22 protein-coding genes, 1 tRNA gene and 1 pseudogene are annotated in these 20070 nt (G+C 54.7%); 9 read left to right on the top strand and 15 right to left on the bottom strand.

Going from position 1 to position 20070, the window contains the following annotated elements; all coding sequences use genetic code 11:
* Positions 1–211: pseudogene (locus ABD76_RS18995) on the bottom strand (IS1380 family transposase); the annotation flags it as partial.
* 295 nt (positions 212–506) lie between these two features.
* On the opposite strand from ABD76_RS18995, the gene ABD76_RS18990 reads away from it, so the two are divergent.
* Entirely contained in the window at positions 507–872 is a 366-nt protein-coding gene (locus ABD76_RS18990; RefSeq protein ID WP_197258740.1) for an SH3 domain-containing protein, read from the top strand.
* 85 nt (positions 873–957) lie between these two features.
* Here the strand turns inward: ABD76_RS18990 and ABD76_RS18985 are convergent, their stop codons facing one another.
* Together ABD76_RS18985 and ABD76_RS18980 are read right to left on the bottom strand one after the other, a co-directional pair.
* Positions 958–1518, bottom strand: a complete 561-nt coding sequence (locus tag ABD76_RS18985; RefSeq protein ID WP_197258739.1) for an RNA polymerase sigma factor — start codon at positions 1516–1518, stop codon at positions 958–960.
* Between the two features lie 219 nt (positions 1519–1737).
* Positions 1738–2415 carry a helix-turn-helix transcriptional regulator gene (locus tag ABD76_RS18980; protein WP_197258738.1) on the bottom strand — a complete coding sequence of 226 codons (678 nt, stop codon included), beginning with the start codon at positions 2413–2415 and terminating at the stop codon, positions 1738–1740.
* 421 nt (positions 2416–2836) lie between these two features.
* On the opposite strand from ABD76_RS18980, the gene ABD76_RS18975 reads away from it, so the two are divergent.
* The 3 genes from ABD76_RS18975 to sdaAA all read left to right on the top strand — a co-directional run bounded on the left by ABD76_RS18975 (position 2837) and on the right by sdaAA (position 5525).
* A complete protein-coding gene (locus ABD76_RS18975) occupies positions 2837–3880 on the top strand; it encodes a PTS sugar transporter subunit IIC (RefSeq protein ID WP_197258737.1) in 1044 nt (347 codons plus the stop codon).
* A 74-nt stretch (positions 3881–3954) separates the two neighbouring features.
* Positions 3955–4665 (top strand): L-serine ammonia-lyase, iron-sulfur-dependent subunit beta, encoded by a 711-nt coding sequence (gene sdaAB / locus ABD76_RS18970; RefSeq protein WP_197258736.1) that lies wholly within the window; start codon positions 3955–3957, stop codon positions 4663–4665.
* Complete coding sequence (sdaAA, locus tag ABD76_RS18965; RefSeq protein WP_197258735.1) at positions 4650–5525, top strand: L-serine ammonia-lyase, iron-sulfur-dependent, subunit alpha; 876 nt, start codon at positions 4650–4652, stop codon at positions 5523–5525. Before sdaAB ends, sdaAA begins: the two co-directional genes overlap by 16 nt.
* A gap of 86 nt (positions 5526–5611) precedes the next feature.
* Here the strand turns inward: sdaAA and ABD76_RS18960 are convergent, their stop codons facing one another.
* Entirely contained in the window at positions 5612–5956 is a 345-nt protein-coding gene (locus tag ABD76_RS18960; protein WP_197258734.1) for a carboxymuconolactone decarboxylase family protein, read from the bottom strand.
* A 101-nt stretch (positions 5957–6057) separates the two neighbouring features.
* Complete coding sequence (locus tag ABD76_RS18955) at positions 6058–6393, bottom strand: hypothetical protein (RefSeq protein ID WP_197258733.1); 336 nt, start codon at positions 6391–6393, stop codon at positions 6058–6060.
* A 190-nt stretch (positions 6394–6583) separates the two neighbouring features.
* Here ABD76_RS18955 and ABD76_RS18950 point away from each other — a divergent pair, with 190 nt between their 5' ends.
* From ABD76_RS18950 to ABD76_RS18940, 3 genes are all read left to right on the top strand, one after another.
* Positions 6584–7252 (top strand): sigma-70 family RNA polymerase sigma factor, encoded by a 669-nt coding sequence (locus tag ABD76_RS18950; RefSeq protein WP_338125148.1) that lies wholly within the window; start codon positions 6584–6586, stop codon positions 7250–7252.
* 45 nt (positions 7253–7297) lie between these two features.
* Positions 7298–7438, top strand: coding sequence for a hypothetical protein (locus tag ABD76_RS18945; protein ID WP_242069645.1), 141 nt, complete (start codon positions 7298–7300; stop codon positions 7436–7438).
* A gap of 109 nt (positions 7439–7547) precedes the next feature.
* The gene (locus ABD76_RS18940; protein WP_197258732.1) at positions 7548–8522 is read left to right on the top strand and encodes a DL-endopeptidase inhibitor IseA family protein; all 975 of its coding nucleotides are present in this window, start codon (positions 7548–7550) and stop codon (positions 8520–8522) included.
* 74 nt (positions 8523–8596) lie between these two features.
* On the opposite strand, the gene pdxA is transcribed toward ABD76_RS18940, so the two are convergent.
* The 8 genes from pdxA to ABD76_RS18900 all read right to left on the bottom strand — a co-directional run bounded on the left by pdxA (position 8597) and on the right by ABD76_RS18900 (position 15775).
* Positions 8597–9601: a 4-hydroxythreonine-4-phosphate dehydrogenase PdxA gene (pdxA, locus tag ABD76_RS18935; RefSeq protein WP_197258731.1), complete on the bottom strand. Its 1005-nt coding sequence runs from the start codon at positions 9599–9601 to the stop codon at positions 8597–8599.
* On the bottom strand, positions 9598–10899 hold the full coding sequence (locus ABD76_RS30445; RefSeq protein ID WP_197258730.1) for a four-carbon acid sugar kinase family protein: 1302 nt from the start codon (positions 10897–10899) through the stop codon (positions 9598–9600). The genes pdxA and ABD76_RS30445 overlap by 4 nt, the downstream gene beginning before the upstream one ends.
* A gap of 33 nt (positions 10900–10932) precedes the next feature.
* On the bottom strand, positions 10933–11901 hold the full coding sequence (locus ABD76_RS18925) for a 2-keto-3-deoxygluconate permease (protein ID WP_197258729.1): 969 nt from the start codon (positions 11899–11901) through the stop codon (positions 10933–10935).
* Positions 11902–12075: 174 nt separating this feature from the next.
* A complete protein-coding gene (locus ABD76_RS18920; protein ID WP_197258728.1) occupies positions 12076–13779 on the bottom strand; it encodes a sigma-54-dependent transcriptional regulator in 1704 nt (567 codons plus the stop codon).
* Between the two features lie 540 nt (positions 13780–14319).
* Positions 14320–14406: transfer RNA gene (locus ABD76_RS18915), tRNA-Leu, on the bottom strand.
* Between the two features lie 102 nt (positions 14407–14508).
* The gene (locus ABD76_RS18910) at positions 14509–14811 is read right to left on the bottom strand and encodes a hypothetical protein (protein ID WP_197258727.1); all 303 of its coding nucleotides are present in this window, start codon (positions 14809–14811) and stop codon (positions 14509–14511) included.
* Positions 14812–15076: 265 nt separating this feature from the next.
* Complete coding sequence (locus tag ABD76_RS18905) at positions 15077–15334, bottom strand: hypothetical protein (RefSeq protein ID WP_197258726.1); 258 nt, start codon at positions 15332–15334, stop codon at positions 15077–15079.
* A gap of 114 nt (positions 15335–15448) precedes the next feature.
* Positions 15449–15775, bottom strand: coding sequence for a hypothetical protein (locus ABD76_RS18900; protein ID WP_006679571.1), 327 nt, complete (start codon positions 15773–15775; stop codon positions 15449–15451).
* 236 nt (positions 15776–16011) lie between these two features.
* Here ABD76_RS18900 and ABD76_RS18895 point away from each other — a divergent pair, with 236 nt between their 5' ends.
* Positions 16012–16665, top strand: coding sequence for a DNA uptake lipoprotein (locus tag ABD76_RS18895; RefSeq protein ID WP_197258725.1), 654 nt, complete (start codon positions 16012–16014; stop codon positions 16663–16665).
* 41 nt (positions 16666–16706) lie between these two features.
* On the opposite strand, the gene ABD76_RS18890 is transcribed toward ABD76_RS18895, so the two are convergent.
* Positions 16707–17321, bottom strand: coding sequence for a DedA family protein (locus tag ABD76_RS18890; protein ID WP_197258724.1), 615 nt, complete (start codon positions 17319–17321; stop codon positions 16707–16709).
* A gap of 145 nt (positions 17322–17466) precedes the next feature.
* Between ABD76_RS18890 and ABD76_RS18885 the strand changes: the two genes are divergently transcribed.
* Positions 17467–18579, top strand: coding sequence for a YkvI family membrane protein (locus tag ABD76_RS18885; protein ID WP_197258723.1), 1113 nt, complete (start codon positions 17467–17469; stop codon positions 18577–18579).
* 90 nt (positions 18580–18669) lie between these two features.
* Here the strand turns inward: ABD76_RS18885 and ABD76_RS18880 are convergent.
* The coding region (locus ABD76_RS18880; RefSeq protein ID WP_478354324.1) for an ATP-binding protein at positions 18670–20070 on the bottom strand (1401 nt) is incomplete at its 5' end.

Genomic DNA, 20070 nt, shown 5'->3' with positions numbered 1-20070 from the left:
CAAAGTCACTTTTCCCTTGACAAAGTAGCCCCAGGTACGCGTAGACCACATCCGGGTGAGTGACCGTGGGTTGATGTACACCGGGAAGCGAGGAACGAGTCAAGCGCTTGGCAATCTGGGTATGGGAAAGGAGCAAGCCAATGAGGGCAAGACCGGAATGAGCGGTCAGCATCTCCACGGACTGATCCAGTTGAAAACGTACGGGGTTCATCAATGGCACCTCCGGGGTGAGTTAAAGAAATACGGGAATTCTTCCCTTTTTCCTTATTTTACTTTACCGGCGGCTCATTTTCTAACTTTTCTATGATTTCATTTCACGGATTCAGGCTAGCAATAAAAATTCCTTATTTTGAAAATTGTTCACAAAGTTTATGTAATCTAGGAATTTAAAAGCAATGATATAGATGAAGGGTATAATTCGCTCTCTTTCTATTTCCACGAATAAGTTAGATTTGACCCTTCGCCGAAGATAAAACCATTATCGTTGAAAAGGAGTTGTTATTCAGATGTTCAAAAAAGTTGCAATCTTGTCGCTGGCGATCGCCAGTACGGCCGTTATGACCCAAGGAGCATATGCAGCGGAGAATAATACTCAAGCCAATGTGAATAATCAGCATCAAGCCGTGACAGCCAAAAACGAATTTGTCCTTCTCAGTGCCACGTATGAAGTAACGGAAAATGGAGTCAGATTGCGAACCAAGCCTTCCTTATCCGGGACAGTGCTTGGCTTGCTCAATAAGGGCGATATGGTAAACGGAGGGCACGGTGTAGATCCTGTATACGCGGACGGTTATTACTGGCTCAATGTCTACAGCTACAAACATAATGCTTGGGGCTGGGTGGCAGTCAATTATTTGACCGAAATCGGATAAATTCCAGGTTCAATCGCAATGGGGCTGCCCCATTGCGATTGAACGTTTGCATCCTTCGGAGCGCGCGCTGATTTGCACGGCTTTCTCAAATATCAAGACTCACGACAAGCGTCTGAACAATGCTCCTGATTTTTTTATTAATCCGGTAAATTCTTGTCGTAATCGCATTAGCCGATACATCGTATTTGCGAGTCAAATCCGCGATTGACATTTTCTTTATATAATAATCCGCATACAGTTCGTATTCGCTTGCACTCAAGTTCGTTAACACTTCATGATATAAAACATCCACGTCGACAGCCTTTTCGATAATCTGATCGATTTCATTATTCCGCGATTCTATTCGGTCATTGAAGTCATCTGACATGATAACTTCATACTTGTTTTTCAGATACATCGCTCGAAATGAAAGATTAATTAAATTTCTGGCCGTAGTGAATAGCCATCCCTCCACATTCGGATGAGTTTTTAACTTGGAGATTTGCTTTCTCGCTTCCAGAAAGGTATTTTGCGTGCATTCATCGGCGAAGTCCATCAGCTCTGTTTGCGAATTTACCAATTTCCTGCAATATTTATAGACTGGCTTGAAATAGGCATCGCATAATTCATGAAAAAAAAGCTCATCACGCTCGTCTCTTTCCCTCATCATAGTGCTCCCCCTACAAGTTTATTTGTTATATATTTATATATATTCCAGTTAAATCTAATTGTATTTATCATAAATAATATGTATTTTTAACCAGAAAGCACAGGTAATATTTTACAGAAAAAACAGGCGCAGAGGTCTTCAAAGCAACAAAAAAAGAGCCTCAGCAGTAACGCGCTGAAGCTCTTCATCCATGGCAGTGGATTCCTTCTTTCCCACTTAATGGCTGGCTTTCTTTTCACTTTTCGACGTATGATTGCGCAGATGCAAATATACCGTATGCTTCGTAATCTTGAGCGCGTTCGCGACAATCGTGACCGCGTCCCTCATATTGAACACGCCCCGATCATGCAGCAGGCCAATAATATGCTTGTTCCGGTTCGCATACGAGATATCGGGGGAAGCATCAACCGCTTCAATCGTCCGTTCAATCGTTTCCTGGATCATGTCCTCGACGGAGGAGGCAAAATGCTCCGACTGCCCCCGCGTTTCCATATCCGGATGCGGCACAAAGGCTTGCAGCACCTGAGAAAACGGTTCATCCAAATTCATGTTGATGCACAGCAATCCGATAATTTTCCCGGCCTCGCCCCGAATCGCGATCGTGCTCGACTTCATCAGACGATTGTTCTTGCTCCTCGTAAAATAACTGATCGCCTGCTTCGAGTTGGACTGTTCGATCTCTTGCAGCATTTGCAGAGCCAGGTTGGTGATCGGCGCTCCCACTTCCCTTCCCGTGTGATGCCCGTTCGCAATCTTGATAACGGAGTGCTGGTAATCTTCCAGACTGTGCAGCACGATTTCGGAGGCATCCCCCAAGTAATCCGCCAAGCCTTCCACCATCGAATCATACGACTGCAATATAGAACGATCCTGTTCCGTAAATCTCGTGTTCATGGAATCAAATCCTTCCTTGGGCAACCAGTATTTTCGCATTGCGGTCAATTAAAAAAATTTGATTATATCAACATAAGTTAATTCAATTAACGATTAGTAACATCATAACGCGAACGATGGGCGCAATCAATCCCCGATTCGCCAATTTCCCGTTCAACCTTCCAAAGATGCCACAATATAGGAGATTTGAGAGGCTTATCGGCATAACATGCGGCAAATTTTAAAACTCTATCGAAAGCGGGATTGTATGTTCGAGATAAACTTGATATAATCAATTTCAGTTAATCTACTCAATTTTTTTTGATTAGATTAATAAATTCAAGATTGACTCAACCTTTATTGATTCCCTGAAGAAATGCATTAATTTTTTAATTTTGAAAGCGGTTACTAATTTACGTGTACACAAGGAGGAACTTCGAGTATGGACATCGCAATCGGCACCTTACTGCTCTTACTGGTATTGTCCCTGTTCTCCCTCTTCAGCTTCAAAGCGCCGAATGGCATGAAGGCAATGGGCGCATTGGCCAATGCGGCGGTTGCGAGCTTTTTGGTGGAAGCATTCCAGAGCTATGTAGGCGGAGACTTGTTCGGCTTCGAGCTCGCGAAGGAAGTCGGGCTCGCATCCGGCGGCATGGGCGGCGTAACCGCTGCCGCGCTGGTCGCGCTCGCAATGGGCGTCTCCCCCGTCTACGCGCTGCTGCTTGGCGCAGCCTGTGCCGGCACAGGCTTGCTCCCTGGCTTTATCGCCGGTTACCTCGTCTCGTTCCTTGTCAAGCTGATCGAGAAGAAGGTTCCGGACGGACTGGATCTCATCGTCTGTATTGTCGTCGCCGCACCGCTCGTCCGCTTTGCAGCGAATATGGCGACGCCGATCGTCGACGCCACGCTGCTCAATATCGGCGGTATCATTACGACAGCGGCCAACAACAATCCGATTATTATGGGCATCGTCCTGGGCGGGGTCATTACCGTCGTCGCGACGGCGCCGCTCAGCTCCATGGCGCTTACCGCGATGCTGGGTCTGACCGGATTGCCGATGGCGATCGGGGCTTTGTCCGTCATGGGATCATCCTTCATGAACTTCGTATTCTTCCATCGCATGAAGTTCGGCGACCGCCGCTCCACGATTGCCGTAGCGATCGAGCCATTAACGCAAGCGGACATCATCTCCGCCAACCCGATACCCGTCTATACGACCAACTTCCTGGGCGGGGCCATGGCGGGAATCGTCGTCGCCTTGTTCAACCTGACCAACAACGCCACCGGCACGGCGACCCCAATTGCCGGACTGATGGTCATGTACGGCTTCAACGATGCGAAGACGGTCACGATCGCGGCGATCCTGTGCGCGCTGTGCGGCATCGTGGCGGGCTTCATCGGCTCGCTCGTCTTCAAAAACTTCAAGATCCGAACCGTCGCCGAAATCCGGGGAACCGCACCCGTAACCGGCAAGGAAGTAGCTTGATCAAGTCACATATATGAAGTCTTTCGGGGATAATCCCGATACAACAACCAACCTGCCGAGAGGAGAATCGAACCATGCCGTTTCATTCCGTTTTTGATATTATCGGCCCCGTTATGATCGGTCCGTCGAGCTCGCATACGGCCGGGGCCAACCGCATCGGCCGCGTGGCGCGCAAGCTGTTCGGGCGCCTGCCCGAATCCGTCACGGTCACCCTGTACGGATCGTTTGCGAAGACCTACCGGGGCCATGGAACCGATGTGGCCATCGTAAGCGGGATTCTTGACTTCGACACGGCGGACGAGCGGATTCCCGATGCCCTCCACATTGCCGCGGAGCAAGGACTGGACGTGAAGTTCGTGCTGTCGGATGACGCCGTGGAGCATCCCAATACCGCGCGCCTGACGCTGCGGGACAAGCGCGGCGGGCTGGAGGTCGTCGGCGTCTCGATTGGCGGCGGCAGCATGGAGATCCGCGAAGTCATTCAACTGGACGACAATCCGCCCCGACACAGCCACCCAACGATGCTCGTCCTGCATGAGGACAAGCACGGGGCCGTGGCCCATGTGACGTCGCTGCTCGCCGAGCATCATATCAACATCGGATATATGGAAGTATCCCGTTCGGGCAAAGGACAGAGCGCCTTGATGGCGATCGAGCTCGACGAATCGGTCGACGACGCGGTGATCCACCATATGCATACGCTCCCCCATATCAAAGAGATATGGCAAGTGAAGACGTATCAGCGCACCAGCTCCGAAGGAGGCAGACCATGTTCCATAGCGTAGCCGAGCTGCTCCAGCTTGCCGAAGAGCGACAAATAAAAATATCGCGTGTCATGCTGGAAAGAGAAATGAAGATTCGTCAGAAGACGGAAGACGAAATTATGCAAATGATGGAAGCCAACCTGACGGTCATGGAGCAGGCGATCGAGAAAGGGCTGAAGGGGGTCGTCTCTCATTCCGGACTCACGGGAGGAGATGCCGTCCTGCTTCAGCGCTACATTGCCGGCGGACATTCCCTGGCCGGTCCCCTCATCCTCGATGCGGTCAGCAAGGCGATCGCGACCAATGAAGTGAACGCGGCCATGGGCATCATCTGCGCCAACCCGACCGCTGGAGCGGCGGGCGTCGTGCCCGGGACGCTATTCGCCGTCAAGGAGAAGCTGAAGCCGACGCGGAAGCAAATGGTGGAGTTTCTATTCACGGCGGGAGCATTCGGGTTCGTCATCGCCAATAATGCCTTCATCTCGGGCGCGGCGGGAGGCTGTCAGGCGGAGGTTGGCTCCGCCACGGGGATGGCCGCGGCGGCGGTTGTCGAGATGGCAGGCGGAACGCCGCGCCAGTCGGCCGAGGCAATGGCGATCGCGCTCAAAAACACGCTCGGCCTGGTATGCGATCCCGTAGCCGGCCTGGTGGAGGTTCCTTGCATCAAGCGCAACGGAGTCGGCGCTTCGGCGGCGGTTGTGGCGGCGGATATGGCATTGGCCGGCATCAAGAGCCGAATCCCGCCCGACGATGTCATCCAGGCGATGTATGAGGTCGGCCTCTCCATGCCGAGCTCCCTGCGCGAGACCGCGGAAGGAGGCCTGGCCAACACGCCAACCGGCCGCAAGCTGGAAGCGATGGTGCTTGGCGAAGTCCAATAATATGAAAATGCCAAAGTCCCCGGACAGGAACCGACGCTGCCGGGGACTTTTCACGAATAGGTTGCGCGCGGGCGGAACGGGCATGCCTAAGACAAGTAAGCGCCGTTCAGCGCCTGCTGGACCCGCATAACGCCCTGGGACAGCGCATGACCGCCTCCGATAGCGGCCGCGACCGCTACGGCCTCCATAATTTCCGCATCGCCCGCTCCTTTATGTCTCGCCTCGTTCACATGGTATAACGTGCATACCTCGTTGTTCGCGAACAAGCCGATCCCAAGCGCTATCAACTGCTTCGTCTTCGCATCCAGCGCCCCGTCGGCGAAGCAAGCGCCCGTAAACGCATGGTAAGCCTGCACGACTTCCGGCAAAGTCGATTCCAGCTCGGAAATCTCATTCTTATATGCCTGCACTTTGTTATCCATTTCGGACATAATCGCTCCTTCTCTGCCGCCCCCGTCCGATGCAGCGATCTCCTGCTCAGGGGCAGCGGCCAGTCTGCTTCGTTCCCTAGGATAACCAGGACAAGCCGGCTTCATCCCTCCGGCCGGTCGGGCGGACGATTCAACAGCAATCGGGATTCCCGCTTCAGCTTCTTGTACGCATGGATGAACGAAGCGGGATTGTCGCGGACGAAATACGTTTCTACCCCGCGATGAGTATGCAAATACAGAAAGCCGATCGCATCCGAACCGCCATGCTTGCGATGGCAGGATATATCATAGATCTGCGACATGGCAATCCGCTTATCCCGGATACGGACCTCATGCGCATGCAGCTCGATATGGAACGAGGTCTCCGTAATGCGTTCCTCGTTGGAATCAATGGTCCTCGTAATCTCGACGCATGTCTGTACCGCCAATACGCTCACCGCTGCACCCCCTTGATCTGAAGAAAAGCAGTTCCCTTTCCGAACATTATAAAGGAAAAACAGGGGCGTTCGCCAATTCACTGCCTCCTGCATCGAATACAAAAATTTTATTTTTTTGTGAACCGAAACCTCTCTTCCTCCGTCTATACTAAAGGATGAAATTACTTATTGGGAAAGGAGGCCCTGCAATGTGTTGACCAAACAGAATATGGAGCAGTTAGTCCTGCTCGCCCAGCGGGGCGACGCGGATGCTTTCAGCAGGCTGATACTCGCCTATGAGAGCAGTCTGTATCGCTTGGCCCGTTCATATCTGAAGCGGCAGGAGGATTGCGCAGATGCGGTCCAGGAAACGGTATTCAAATCGTTCAGAGCGATACGCACCTTGAAAGAACCGGCTTACTTCAAGACTTGGCTGTTCCGGATTCTTGTGCATGAATGCTGCCAACTGCTGCGAGAACGCAAGCGGAATCCGCTCGCGAATCCGGCGGAATGGGATGCGGCCGAGGCTGGAGATCCTTTCGAAGCCATTGAACTGAGGGAAGCGGTAAGGTATCTCGAGCATGATCTGCGTAAGGTTATTCACCTTTACTATTATAAGGATATGACCATTCGGCAAATAGCCAAGGCGGCGGGCGTCCCGGAGGGGACCGTGAAATCCCGGCTGCACCGGGCTCGCGAGCTGTTGGCGGAAATATTAGAATCCCCTGAAGAAAGGAACGTGGACGATGACCCGACAGTAAACTCGGAGCGGGGTTACAGCAACCTTGCTCCGCTGCCTTGCGTTCCGCGGAAGCGAATCAGAATCAACGAGCTGCTTTTCCTTCCCGCAGAGGCAGACTTCATCATAACAGCGTCATAACATGCGATGCCATAGTCAACGAGAACAGGACGGGATACCGTATGGATGGGCTGTACGTTTGCGCATACATCCACATTTTCCTACCAATCCCCGCACTTCTATCAGCAAGCCGGCTATGAAGTGTTTGCCATTCTGGATGATTATCCGGACGGAATCCAACAATTTTTTCTCAAAAAGAAATGGTAACCACGGTATCATGCGCCCCTCCTGAGGAAAATGTCCAATTCGCGGTGAGCAGGTCAAAAACGACCGTTCCACTCATAAAATAATAGATATTGATAAGGAGGATTTACTTATGAACCTGCCCATGATGTTAGGGGCATTGGCATTGGCTATTGCGGTCGCGGCCGCTCCGGTTGCTCCTTCCCAGGCTCCGAACGCCGCGGCGAAGAGCGGAACGGCAGCTTCAACCGAACAAAAGGCCCCGAAGCTAACTGTCGACAAGGCGATTGCGCTCGCTGCCGAAGCGCGGAGCGTCTATTGGCATGTGGAAAACGGCGGCAAGCTGCCGGAAGGCCCTCTTGCTACGTTCGAACTGAACGGAACGCACTATTTTTACTTGGGCAAGGATATCGAAACTCCGGAGAAGTATGTCGCTTACCTGAGCAAGGCCTTTACGAAAGAGACGGCTAAGGCCTTTTTGAAAAAGCGCCTGGACTCCAAGTATCTGGTGAAGCGCAGCGGGCGGCTGGCGAAAGTTGACGCCGATAAAGGCAGCCTGGCCGAATGGAAGAAGGCCAAAGCATGGATGGTCAAGGAAACGGCGGCGGAGAAGCAACTGAAGTTCTATGTCCCGATTGGAGAAAATTTCGATTGCGAAACATATAAGCTCACCTTCCGTTATATCAAGGGGGCCGGCTGGCGAATCGCGGACGACCCGGAAGCGGAACCGGTCGGCCGCTGTCCGGTACCGGGAGCGAAGACGATCGATGCGGCCGCCATTCGCACCCAAGCGAGGCTTGGCTTGACATACGACGAGGTCAACGAGCTTTTCGGCGCTCCGCAGGAAGATATCGCCAGCGCCAAAGACGAGCGCGATGTCTGGCGGTATGATATTACCCAGCGCGACGACTACCGATTCCGGACCGAATCCGATGACGTCGATCTGGAAGGAATCAAGAAAGGCAAGATTGACATTCAATTGTTCATCACCTGGTCCGAGGAAGGGACAATCGCGGGCTGCACATTCTACTACAAGGATAAGAACGGCAAGGTATGCGAAGAACGGCTGCAAGCCGGCGGCAATTGGCAAAAGACCGTGATCCAGTAGCGGAAAGCGGCAAGAAAAAAAGCAGTTCTCCCCTTACTTCCGGTAAGAGCGAGAACTGCTTCGCCGCCTTCAGCCTACCATTTCGGAGCAAGCTCCGCGGCCTGGCGAATCGCTTCCATCAAGCTTTTCTCATCCGCGGCGCCTGTTCCGGCAATGTCGAAGGCCGTGCCGTGATCTACGCTTGTGCGGATAATCGGCAGCCCGACCGTAATATTGACGCCCGCATCCAGCCCCAACACTTTGACCGGCCCATGCCCCTGATCATGATACATCGCCACCACGATGTCGAAGTCGCCGCGAACCGCCCGGAAAAATAGCGTATCGGCCGGCAACGGGCCGACGACTTCCATTCCTTCCGCCTGCGCTTTCTCAACGGCAGGGATCACTTTTTCCTCCTCTTCCCCATACCCGAACAGTCCGTTCTCCCCGGCATGAGGATTAATGCCGCATACGGCAATTTTCGGAGCGGTTACGCCTGCCTTGCGCAGCGTATCATGCGCCAGCTTGATGACATGATACACGCGTTCCGGCGTAATCAGACGAACCGCATCGATCAATCCGACATGCGTCGTGACATGAATGACTTTCAGCTTCGGAGCGGAGAGCATCATCGAGAAATCGGCCGTCCCCGTCAAGTCCGCCAAAATTTCCGTATGGCCCGGATAGGGATGCCCGCCTTTATGCAAGGCCTCCTTATTCAGAGGCGCTGTGCAAATCGCGTCGATCGTTTGCCGTGAAGCCAATTCGATCGCGGTCTCCAAATATTTGAAAGCGGCATGCCCGGCTGCCGCGGACACTTGACCGATCGGGAGATCGGCCGGCAGCAGATCGAGATCCAGCATATGAACGGTCCCATGGCGGAATTGGGTCTGCCCGAGTTCGTCTGCGGCGATACTTTCGATCGCGAGGCCGCTGTTTACAAATTCCCGGGCACGCTCCAGTATTTTCCGATCTCCGATTACGACCGGATTGCTGATCGCATACATTTCTTCATGACGGAGGCTTTTTAAAATAATTTCCGGACCGACACCCGCGGCATCCCCCATCGTAATGCCGACTACAGGTTTGCGTTGACTCATGCCCTCACCCTCTTCTCATTGCTCATATAATCCAAGGCGGCAGCTAACGAGCGGTCATGGCCGAAACCGCCGGCTTTGGTAATCGCCCAATAGCTGCGCTCCTTGCCCACAAGTTTGCCGAACGGCAACCCGGGTTCAGCTTCCGCATAGAGCTGCATTTCCCCGGTCCCGAGTTCCATGGAGACGGCTTTGGCCGTATCGCCGCCAGTCAGTACCAACCCTTGAATGCCTTGGTTGCCTTCAAGCATCGCCCTCGCAATCTTGCCCAGCCCCCGGGAAATGGCTTCACTCACTTCCGGCAAGGACTTGCCGACCCGCTTGCCCGCTTCTTGGGCCGCCGTCCGGCAATGTTCCGAACTGTCCACATACAGCACAAAATAACATTTATCCATCTGCCGCTTCATGCTCTGCACGTAATGCGCCGCATCATAATCTCCGGTGACGAGACTTGCCGGATCGACCTCCAAAGCGCAAGCATCGGGCATATCCCGCACGTACAGGAGCTGCCGTCTTGTCGTCTCCGATAAGCTTCCGGATACAACGAGCGTCTGGCCGATGCCTGCCTTCTCCTCGTCCCTGCCGGCCGACGGAGTCAAGCGCAGCGCTTCCGGCAAATACTCAATCAATCCGGCCGACCCCGCCCAGACGATGCGCTTCTCCATGCCGGAGAAGCTGCGCGCAATGGCCTGCAGTTCTTCCTCGGACTTGCTGTCGCAGACGAACCAACTCGTCCCGCCGCGCAGCTCGTCCTTCACCCATGCCGTCAGCTCTGCGGCCGGCCGCTGCAGCCAGACGGCATCGATCAATCCAACCTTCCGCCCCGCGCCGCCCCGCAGAAGCCGCGGAATATAACTGTCGGTTACCGGCGTCTTGGGATCATTGGCGAATTCGGTGGAGGTAATTAATTCGCCATTGACATAATGATGCCCGTCGACGGTCACCCGGTTCATTTTGGGGAAAGCGGGAGCAATCAACACCAAATCCGGCTTGAACACTTCTTCTACCGCATTCAGTTCCGCCGCAATATTGCCCCGGAGCGTCGAATCCACTTTTTTATAGATATGGCGATAACCGCGTTCTTGTAAAAACGATGCCGCTCCGTATGCGGCCTCATACGCGTCCGGCACGCTCATCGCCCGGCTGTCCGTATCGACGATCAGCACATCCCCCCCGGCTGCCGTCTCGTCCCCGCACGAATGAATGATGACGGTAGAACCGAATCCCTTCTTGGCCAACTGGACGCCAGCGTCATTGGCTCCCGTCAAATCATCCGCGATAATTCCTATTTGCTTGCCCACATTTATCACACCTTACGCTTGGGTATCCGCCGCCTAACGTTCGAACGAATACCCCTTTTTTTCTAGGCGCTTCACCAAAAAGCCGACATAAATCGGGAGAAGGATCGCGGTGGTCACCGTTGACGCCGCCACCTGTACCGTCGCGATATCGGTATAAGCCGCGAATGAAGCATTCGCTGCCGCAATCGCCGCCGGAGTCGCGACCGCATTGCCCGCGGTCGAGCCTTCCGCCGCGCCGACAATCGGGTTCCATTTCAATGCCTTGAACACGAAATAGCCTGCCGTCCCGGTGACAAACACTGTCAGCAATCCGAGAATAATGCCGGACAAACCGCCGTCCACGATGGCGCGGAAATCAATGCCCATCCCCAGCGAGAAGGCGAAGAACGGAATCAGCATCGAGCTTCCTTTGTCCAGGAACTTGCGCATCTCCTCATCGAGATTCCCTAACACCATTCCGACCAGAATCGGCAGCAGGACCGACACGAACGAGACGAGAGAGAACATGCCGTCCACAAAACCCATCGCGCCGAAAATCGACAACGCGACCATCGTCAGGAAAGGACCGTCGTTCAGCGCCAGCAAGGAATAAGCCGCGCGATCCTCTTTGCTTCCGTATTGGCCTACCAGGGCCACGAACAGCCCGCCATTGCTGTTGGTCATGGCAGCGATTACAGCGATCGGCGCCAGACCGAGCCATAATCCGTTGTCCCCGGCGAACAGGTACGCGAGCAGGCCGAACAGGGCCCCTACCGCCCATTTCGTGAAAAGCAGGGTGGCTCCTTTTCCAATCGACACTCCGAACGACTTCACATTGATCTGCGCTCCCGTACACAGCAGGAACAGCGCAATCAATGTGCTCGCCCCGTTGACAAACAGGGCCTCCGTGAAGTTGCCAATGCGAAGCCAATCCGGCGCCGCGGTATTGATGACTGCCGCAAGAAGCAACGGCACAACCATCATCCCTCCGGGAATCCTCTCCAAAGTGCCTTTAATCTTCATTTATTGTAGCACCCCTTCTGTAACTGTTTCAATATGAAACATAAAATAATTTTGAAATCGATTTCAAACTTTATTTTAATCAGAGGTATTACAAAATGCAATATAATATCAATTAATTGTTGCAAATTTAAACAATCAGTTTCCGAGTTGGGAGCAACAAAAAAAAGCCGAAACTTATTGTTTCAGCTTTCTCCACAAAGTAGAACGATTAATCCCCAAACGTTCGGCCACCCGGGTCTGATTGTCGTTTTCCTCTTTCATAATGGCATGGATAATCCGCTTCTCAATCTCGTCCAGCGTGCCCTCGAGAAATTCGCGCGGCATCGCGGCGGGAGCATTCGGCCTGGCCCGCTTGGCATCAAGCAGCCGCGTCAACTGCGCCTTTCCGATGACATACCCTTTCTCCGCGGTAACCGCGTCTTTCAGAATCGCTTGCAGTTCGGCCGCGTTGCCTGGCCATGGATAAGCTTCCAGCAGCTCGATCGCATCGTCCTTCAGCTTGACCGGCGAAGTGCCCAATGTTCCGTGAAAATCGGCAATATAGTAGGCGGCCAGCGGCTTGATGTCTTCCTTGCGCTCACGCAAAGAAGGTACGATCGCTCTGACGTGCCCGTTCTCGAACAGCAACTCCCGATACATGTTCTCCTGCCGCTCCAGCGCGACGACGATAGCCGGACCGGTGTCCGCCGTTTCCCGGATCAAGGTCTGCAGGCGCAGCGCGTCGTCCCGTTCCAATTGCTCCACACCGTTAATATACACGGTCAGGATATCGGGATCGAGAGCGGCCAGATCCGTCAGCGCTTGCCGTGCCGTCAGGCAGGCGTACAGCCCCCGGCCTCCATGCTTCTTGACATGAATGTAGCGCGACAACAGTTGCTTGCCGCTCCCCGCTTCGCCAATCAAAATGAAGCAGCCGCCGTCAAGCTGGCCATCGATCGCCCGGAGACATCGGCTCATCGCTTCGCTCTCGGCGATAATGACCGGAAGACTCGATACCTCCTCAACAGGACAGACTTCGCGCTCCCCCTTCTCCAGCAAAGGAGAAAAAGAAAACAGATAGTACGCCTTCCCTAATATTTCTTTGCGTACCCGCCGCTGCTTAAGCTTGCCTGCCTCGCTATCCCGGATCGCAAGCAGATTCCCCGTGTGCGGATCTTGGCGAATATCGGCTGCCAGCTCATCGATCGGCACCGGGCAAGCTTTATAGCTTGTCCACTGCTTGTGCAGGATATCGCCCTGCTGTCCAAGCACGATCAGGTCGGACGCCGTCTCCGCAAGGAGAGATCGCAAAAAAGCGATGTCCCATTGCTGGCGCCGGTACAACCGGTATATTGACTTCGCCTTGTGGAACGCTTCGAAAATAGCCTCGCGTCCGGACTGGATCAGAATCCCTTTCTGTTGATGCTTGGCGGCCGCCTCGACTGTAACGACATCGCCTATAATGAGTTCATATCCCTTTCGCTTGAGCTCCCCCAGAATGGAGTCTACGTCCCCGGCCTTCTCAATCGTGCATACTTCAACTTCAATATCGAGCACATCGGCAATCGCCTTGGCTCCCAACGTAATGTTGGCAAAGCCGACAATCGCTTTTTTTCCCGGAAAATCATTCGTCAAGGTCAGCACCCGCAGCATGTCGTAACCCGAGACATGCACATCAATTACAGGAATCCCGACCTCGGGCTCGATCAACTTGGCCGTGCCTCCGCGGCTAATAACGATATCGAAGCCCTGGCGCTCGGCTTCCCGGGCCAACGGAACCGCTTCCTGAAGGTTGCCTACTTCGACGCGGATATCCAACTCCCGCTCTTCTTGCCGGCACTCCTCGATAAGCGGCGTCATTGCCGGGTAAGGAGCTATAAACAATGTTTTAATCGTCATCCGAACTCACCTGCTCTGCTTGTATGCCCATAAATCGTCTTGCCCCTGCGCAAACCATCGATAAAGCATCATTCCTGCTTCATGTTCTATCCATCATTCGGTTATGCATCGACATTTATACTTCTTCTCAGACCAGTATAATACAATTTTTATCACATAGCGCATCGAAAAAATCGTGATTCGTCAATTATGGGGCAAATATGCAAAAAGGATTATAAATCGCCGAAAGGTACCGGCTTGATGCGAACGCTCGAGAAGATGCGCTGTATACACTCTTGTCCTTGACTCTTTCTCGGGTACGGATACCGTCGCGAACAAGCAAAGACTAAAAAGTATTCTTAAAGTACGAAAGCAAAGCAAGGGGCCTAATAAATTTAACAATAGCACAAGGAAGCCTGATTCAAAAAAGTCTTGGCTAGTTCAAAGGGAAGATCTGCCGGAGAAAGTGCCAGGAGAAGAAAGCGAGAGGTGAATTACAAATTTGGTGCAGAAAAAAAATAAAAACCCTTATGCGACAAGGGTTTCAACGGTTAATATGTATGGTGCGGTCAAGAGGACTCGAACCTCCACGGGTGTTACCCCACTAGAACCTGAATCTAGCGCGTCTGCCAATTCCGCCATGACCGCATATTTAGTATCTTACATTTCGTAATTTAATTTTCTTAGCGACAAGAAATATAATATCATGCATCCGGAAATGCGTCAACACTTTTTTTAAAAAATATAATTCTACTTGTAACCGCGCCCGATGGCCCCATTGCCGCCGCCGAACGCGACGACAATGGCTGTGTGAGATGATCTTATTTGGCGTTTCTTTCTGAACGATCGTAATGACAATATGTACAGCTTGTCCATTCTCATCTTCCCGGCCACGATGCCGACCGCCAACGCGCCAATGATGGTGACAATGCATTTCGTGGAGTTGACGACCGGAAACATCTCCGAGGACACGACGACGATGACATGAAAGACAATGGGCGCAACGATGCTACGATCGTTACTGAAATAGAGCCAGTTGGTAAGGATGGTCACGTAAGGCGTGCGGGTGTGTCGTGATGTGCTATGAATGTGCTGTGAAGCGGAACGTCCTGCGGTGGCTCCCGGACAGCAAGACGGATGAAGAGAGGCATGGGCGGTGTTCTTGCAGGCTGTTGGGAATTTGACGTCCAATCTTGGAGGGGATACTTCTATTTCCATAGAAAAATTTCGAACTTTTTTCGGTTCCAGGGACAGGCATCTATATAGAAAAAAAAGGACTGTCCCAGCAGGCGGCAGTCCTCCCCTATCGGTATCCTGTTCAGGCTTCGCCTTCGGATGCATCGGCAAGCGGGTCCGAATTCCATTCCTCAGGCTCCGGCCGCGGCTCGCTGAAGGGCTGAATCAAGTAGCTCCGGCTCAGCTTCACGATGCGCCGGTTGCGCTTGCGAATCATCACTTCATCCTCGCTCCAGGCGACGACGATGCCGATTACATCATTTGCTTCGAGCATGTCCCTCACGACGCGCACCTTCGTGCCCTCCTGGCGGAAGCGATTAAGCATCATCTCGTCCATCATGGCCGCATCTCCTTTCTCGCATCTATTGCATCCATCGCGTCTGGTCCATGCGTAATAGGGAACAAGGCCTGCCGGCTGACGCTGACAGGCCTTGCTTCCTTCGTCACGTGATGGTTATCCGCCGACATGCTCTCTGGAATCGTTCGTCTCGAACCAATAATCCAGCACTTTCGCCGACATGACGCGCTTTTGTATATATTCGACTTGCTGCGGGGTGAACTGCTCCTGCCAAGCCACCTGCAGCTGTTCGCACAGTTTGACGATAGTCAGTAATTCAGACCAGGCCACGTAACGTTTGTACCAGAAAAATTGAGGGTGTTCAATCATATAGGGGTACAAATCATCGAACTCCGTATGCTTACAATCGAGAGCCCGTTCAAAATGAACCTTAGCTTCCGACACCTTCTCCTGCAAAAAACGAGCTGTTGGTTGATCAATCATCTTCGTCGCCCCCTCTCGCCAACTTATCTTTATTATATGCCAAACAGGTGAATGGAGAAAAGCAGGCAATTTCATACAACGACTGCAACTTCTTGGAGCCAGTTCCGTCTATATAAGTGAGAGTGTCCAAAGTCCCGCTCTCCTTAGTTGCATATAACCTGTTACGGTACAGATGAAAACCGATCCTATATCTATTGTCATACCCGCCGCGAGGCGGCAAAGGAGGAACCTCACCGATGACCCGTGCCCCGATAACCCGAATGCTACATATCGTTGCAGCTGCCGCCGCTCTTGGCGCTCTTCTGTCCGGCTGTACGTCCCAAGCCGGCAGCGTGCCGCCGGACAACCCGAAGCCTCCGTATGCGGCCGAGCCGGGCCAGGCGGAAGAGACTCCGTCCGCAGGCAAGGACAAGACGCGTGAACGCACCGAGATCGCTTCGAACAAGGATACTTCCCGCTTCGCCGCCGACACGGGCGAGGAAGCCGAATTCAACCGGAAGCAGCCCAAGCTGAAGGGAATCGGCCTGAGCGATACCGAGGAGCGGGTGCGGCAGCTCTGGGGAACGCCCGTGTCCCAATTCGTGATGGACGACGAGGAGCCGATTCATGTGCTGGAATATGACGGATTTTCGTTCGGCTGCCATGATGATGAAAAGGTTGTCTTTGTCGAGGTGTCCGGCGACGGCCTGTCCACCGGCATCAAGGGCCTGCACATCGGGGGCAAAAGCGATGCTGCCGCAAAGGCTCTCGGCAAGCCCGATCAAGATACCGGCTATGCCTGGAGCTATCAAGCGGCCAATGCCCTGCTTCGGCTTGATCTCGATCCGAAGTCAGGCAAGATTCAGTCCGTCAAGCTGTTCCCGATGGATGAGAACCCGGCCAAAGCTTAAATTGCCGGCCTGATCATAAAACGCCTTGAATCCGCTGCGGATCAAGGCGTTTGTTTTGGGCGGACGCGGCGCCGGATAAGGACATACACGAGCGAGCCGATGAGCAAAAGCATCGCTGCCAAGCCCGCCACATAGAGCGTTCCTCTGGTATGAATCCATTGAACGGCCGCTTCCCAATGAACTCCGACGAAATGCCCTATCGTCAGAAAAGTCGCTACCCAGATCAGCGCTCCCGTTCCGGCTGCAAAAAAATAAAGAGACCAATTCATCCGTGCCATTCCGGCCAGATAACAGGTCAAGTGGCGCAGGCCGGGAACAAAATACCCAAAGACGATGGCCCATGGACCGAACCGCTGGAACCAGCGTTCGGTGCGTTCCACCCGGGCAGGCGTCAGCTTCACCCGCTTGCCGTACCGATCCAGCAGCGGCTTGCCGACCCTCCGTCCGACGATGTAGCTGACCGTCATGCCGGTCATGCTCCCGGCAAGGCATACGGCGAAGGCAGGCACGTACCCGAACGGACCTTCCACCGTCAAGCTGCCGACGAATACCATGATCGTCTCATCCGGGATCGGCAGTCCGACGATGCCAAGCGCAAGCAGAAAAAATAAAGCAATGTACCCGAAACGGGTCAATGCCCATGTAATCTCCAGCAATCAAGGCTCCTCCTCTCAACTCCCCTACTATCTTACCACATTGAGGGAGTCATGTCCGTCCCAAGCTTGTCATACGTATAGTAATGCGAACAAGCTAGCTCATTCCTTCGCAACAAGCATCGTCGGACAAGGAGGCGCCTAATCGTTGAGACAGTCGCTGCGGATATTACAAATTGCTTTCACATACGTTGGAACCGTCGTCGGGGCCGGATTCGCGACGGGGCAGGAGATTTTGCAGTTTTTCACCCAATACGGATGGATCGCTTCCTTCACGATCGGAGTGTCCAGCATCATCTTTCTTTTCCTCGGAACGAAGCTCATGCTGATTTCCCATCAGATCCAGGCCCGTTCCTATGAAGATGTGAACCATTATTTGTTCGGTTCCCGAATCGGCGGCTGGGTCAGCATTTTCGCGATGATCGTCATTGTGTGCGTGAACGGGGTCATGCTCGCCGGCGCGGGCTCCGTCTTCGTTCAGCAATTGAACTTTCATTACCAGACCGGACTGCTGCTGACGATCATTTCCGCCTATCTCATCATCAATCGGGGGATGAACGCGATATTGAGCCTGAACTCGCTCGTCGTGCCGACAATGCTTGTCTTTACTGTCATGATCGTGACCCACGCGCTGCATATGCCGAACGCGGGACGGATTTTTGCCATCACGACGGACAATTCGTGGTATGCCGCCTGGACCGCGCCGCTGCTGTACAGCGCGTTCAATCTGGCGATGGCTCAGGCGGTGCTCGTCCCGCTGGGCGCCTCGATGCCGAACAAAACAATCATCCGCATCGGGGGCGCGATCGGGGGCGTGCTTATCGGCGTCCTGCTGCTGGCAGGCCATCTGGCCCTCTCCGTGCATATGCCCGGCATACAGCAGTTCGAAATTCCGATGGGGGAGATCGCACATACGCTCGGCGTCACCATCCAGCTCATTTATATCCTGCTCATCTTTTCGGAAATTTTCACGACCTTCATCGCCGATCTGTACGGCATCACGCTCCAGCTTCACCAACGGACCGGAGTCCCGAAGAAGCTGATCACGGCGGCCATCATGATGATATGCTATACCATCAGCCAGTTCGGCTTCCGCAATCTGATCTCGTTCCTGTACCCGTTGTTCGGCATGTTCAGCCTGATATGGCTCTATTTGCTGCTGCGGGCAGCCCACCCGGCGAAGCCCGGGCCCGAACCGCCTGCCGCTCCCTCTCCCGCGGCAGGGAAGATCAAGCTGAAGCCCCTGCCGCGCAAAAGATGACGGGGCACCCCAATGTCCAGGCAGAATGCAAAGCAAGGCCGCTTCGGGCCTGGCCCGGCTCCCGCCGCTGCGCTTGGCGCTTGCGGCGGCTTATCCGATCGGCCCGAGCTCCACAATGCGGACATCCGCCGCCTCGTCCCGGAACGCCATGGCCACATGCGGATGGCAGGTCGTCATCACGATCTGATGATCCGACGACAGCCGATGCAGCGCTCGTACGGCCTGTCCCAGCCTCCGGCGGTCAAAATTGACGAGAATATCGTCCAGAATCAGAGGAAGGGCCGCCTTATCGGAGAGCGCTTCCGCCAAGGCGAAGCGCATGGCCAGATAGAGCTGCTCGGCCGTTCCGCGGCTCAGCAGGGAGCTGTCGATCATCCTCCCGTCCGCCCGTTCCGCCTCCAGCCGTTTCGTGCCGTAAGGCGCCGTCACCCGGACATACCGCCCTTCGGTCATGGCCCGCAGATGAGCGGCCGCCCGCTTCAGCACCTCCGGCTGCTTCTCTTGCTCGTAGAGCCGCCTCGTCCGCTGAATCAGGGTTCGAGCCAGCGCCAGCACCGCATAACGCGACGCCTGTTCATCGAGCCTCGCTTCGTTCATCGCCGCCTCGTGATGATGCGCCGCTCCCTCGACCTGGGCCGTGAGCCGCTCATGCTCTTCCTTGAGCCGTCCGCGCCGCTCCTCGCCTTCGCTGATGCGCGCATCCCACCGCTCCAGCTCCGCTTGCAACTCGGCGGCGCGCCGCTCCAGCTCGGCCCCGTCATAGCGGGTCAGCAGCTCCTCCAGCGGCGCCCACTGCTCCGGACTTCCGCCGCGGTATACGACCGCCTCGCTCTCTTGCAGCGTCCGCTGCCATTCCTCACGGCGGGCTTCGGCATTCATTCGCAGGAGGAATTCCGCTTCCTCCTGCACGCCCGCTTCCGCCAGCAGCCGTTCCTTGCGCTTGCGGGCGTCCTCCGCTTCCCGGGCCGCCGCTCGGCATGCCTCGACCGCCGCTTCATGCTGCTCTGCGCCGCGTTCGTATTCCTGCTGCCGCTTCTCTTCCGCTTCCAGCCGTTCCAGCAGCCGGTACAGCTCCCCGATGGAAGCGAAGCGCCGGCGGCCATCCGCTTCATCGAGAAGTCCCTGCTCCAAATCCGTTCCCTCCGCTTCCCGGCGCTCGGCCGCAGCGGCCGCTTCGCCGTCTCCTTCGGCCGCTTCCCAGGCGGCTTCCAGCAGCCGGGCGCATTCCTGCTCGACCTCCCCGATCTGGCGCCGCAGGCGGGAGGCTCGCTCCAGCAGCCGTTCCCGCTGGCTCTCCATATCGAGCGCCTGCTCCACCCGGCGGAGATGCTCCAGCGCGCCGGCGGGGCTGAGCGATTCCGGCAGCCCGCGCTCCCGCAGCCAGCCGCGCCAGCGCCCGGCAGCTTCTCTCTCCGCCGCCAGGGCCGCCTCGGCTTCCTCCGCCAAGGCATCCGCCCGGCTCGCGGCGGCCGCGGCTGCCTCGGCCGCATG

The sequence above is a fragment of the Paenibacillus dendritiformis genome (assembly GCF_015845845.1).
GTDB classification, from domain to species: Bacteria; Bacillota; Bacilli; order Paenibacillales; family Paenibacillaceae; genus Paenibacillus_B; species Paenibacillus_B dendritiformis_C.
Note: the sequence above shows the minus strand (reverse complement) of the source record. Positions and strands in the feature narration are given on the sequence as shown.

Coding starts and splice junctions, on each gene's coding strand:
- ABD76_RS18920 (WP_197258728.1), bottom strand. CDS start 13,779: ATGACGATTAAAACATTGTTTATAGCTCCTTACCCGGCAATGACGCCG.
- pdxA (WP_197258731.1), bottom strand. CDS start 9,601: ATGAGTCAACGCAAACCTGTAGTCGGCATTACGATGGGGGATGCCGCG.
- ABD76_RS18945 (WP_242069645.1), top strand. CDS start 7,298: ATGGGCTGTACGTTTGCGCATACATCCACATTTTCCTACCAATCCCCG.
- ABD76_RS18960 (WP_197258734.1), bottom strand. CDS start 5,956: ATGTCCGAAATGGATAACAAAGTGCAGGCATATAAGAATGAGATTTCC.
- ABD76_RS18985 (WP_197258739.1), bottom strand. CDS start 1,518: ATGAGGGAAAGAGACGAGCGTGATGAGCTTTTTTTTCATGAATTATGC.
- sdaAA (WP_197258735.1), top strand. CDS start 4,650: ATGTTCCATAGCGTAGCCGAGCTGCTCCAGCTTGCCGAAGAGCGACAA.
- ABD76_RS18975 (WP_197258737.1), top strand. CDS start 2,837: ATGGACATCGCAATCGGCACCTTACTGCTCTTACTGGTATTGTCCCTG.
- sdaAB (WP_197258736.1), top strand. CDS start 3,955: ATGCCGTTTCATTCCGTTTTTGATATTATCGGCCCCGTTATGATCGGT.
- ABD76_RS18990 (WP_197258740.1), top strand. CDS start 507: ATGTTCAAAAAAGTTGCAATCTTGTCGCTGGCGATCGCCAGTACGGCC.
- ABD76_RS18905 (WP_197258726.1), bottom strand. CDS start 15,334: ATGATGGACGAGATGATGCTTAATCGCTTCCGCCAGGAGGGCACGAAG.
- ABD76_RS18900 (WP_006679571.1), bottom strand. CDS start 15,775: ATGATTGATCAACCAACAGCTCGTTTTTTGCAGGAGAAGGTGTCGGAA.
- ABD76_RS18940 (WP_197258732.1), top strand. CDS start 7,548: ATGAACCTGCCCATGATGTTAGGGGCATTGGCATTGGCTATTGCGGTC.
- ABD76_RS18925 (WP_197258729.1), bottom strand. CDS start 11,901: ATGAAGATTAAAGGCACTTTGGAGAGGATTCCCGGAGGGATGATGGTT.
- ABD76_RS18895 (WP_197258725.1), top strand. CDS start 16,012: ATGACCCGTGCCCCGATAACCCGAATGCTACATATCGTTGCAGCTGCC.
- ABD76_RS18980 (WP_197258738.1), bottom strand. CDS start 2,415: ATGAACACGAGATTTACGGAACAGGATCGTTCTATATTGCAGTCGTAT.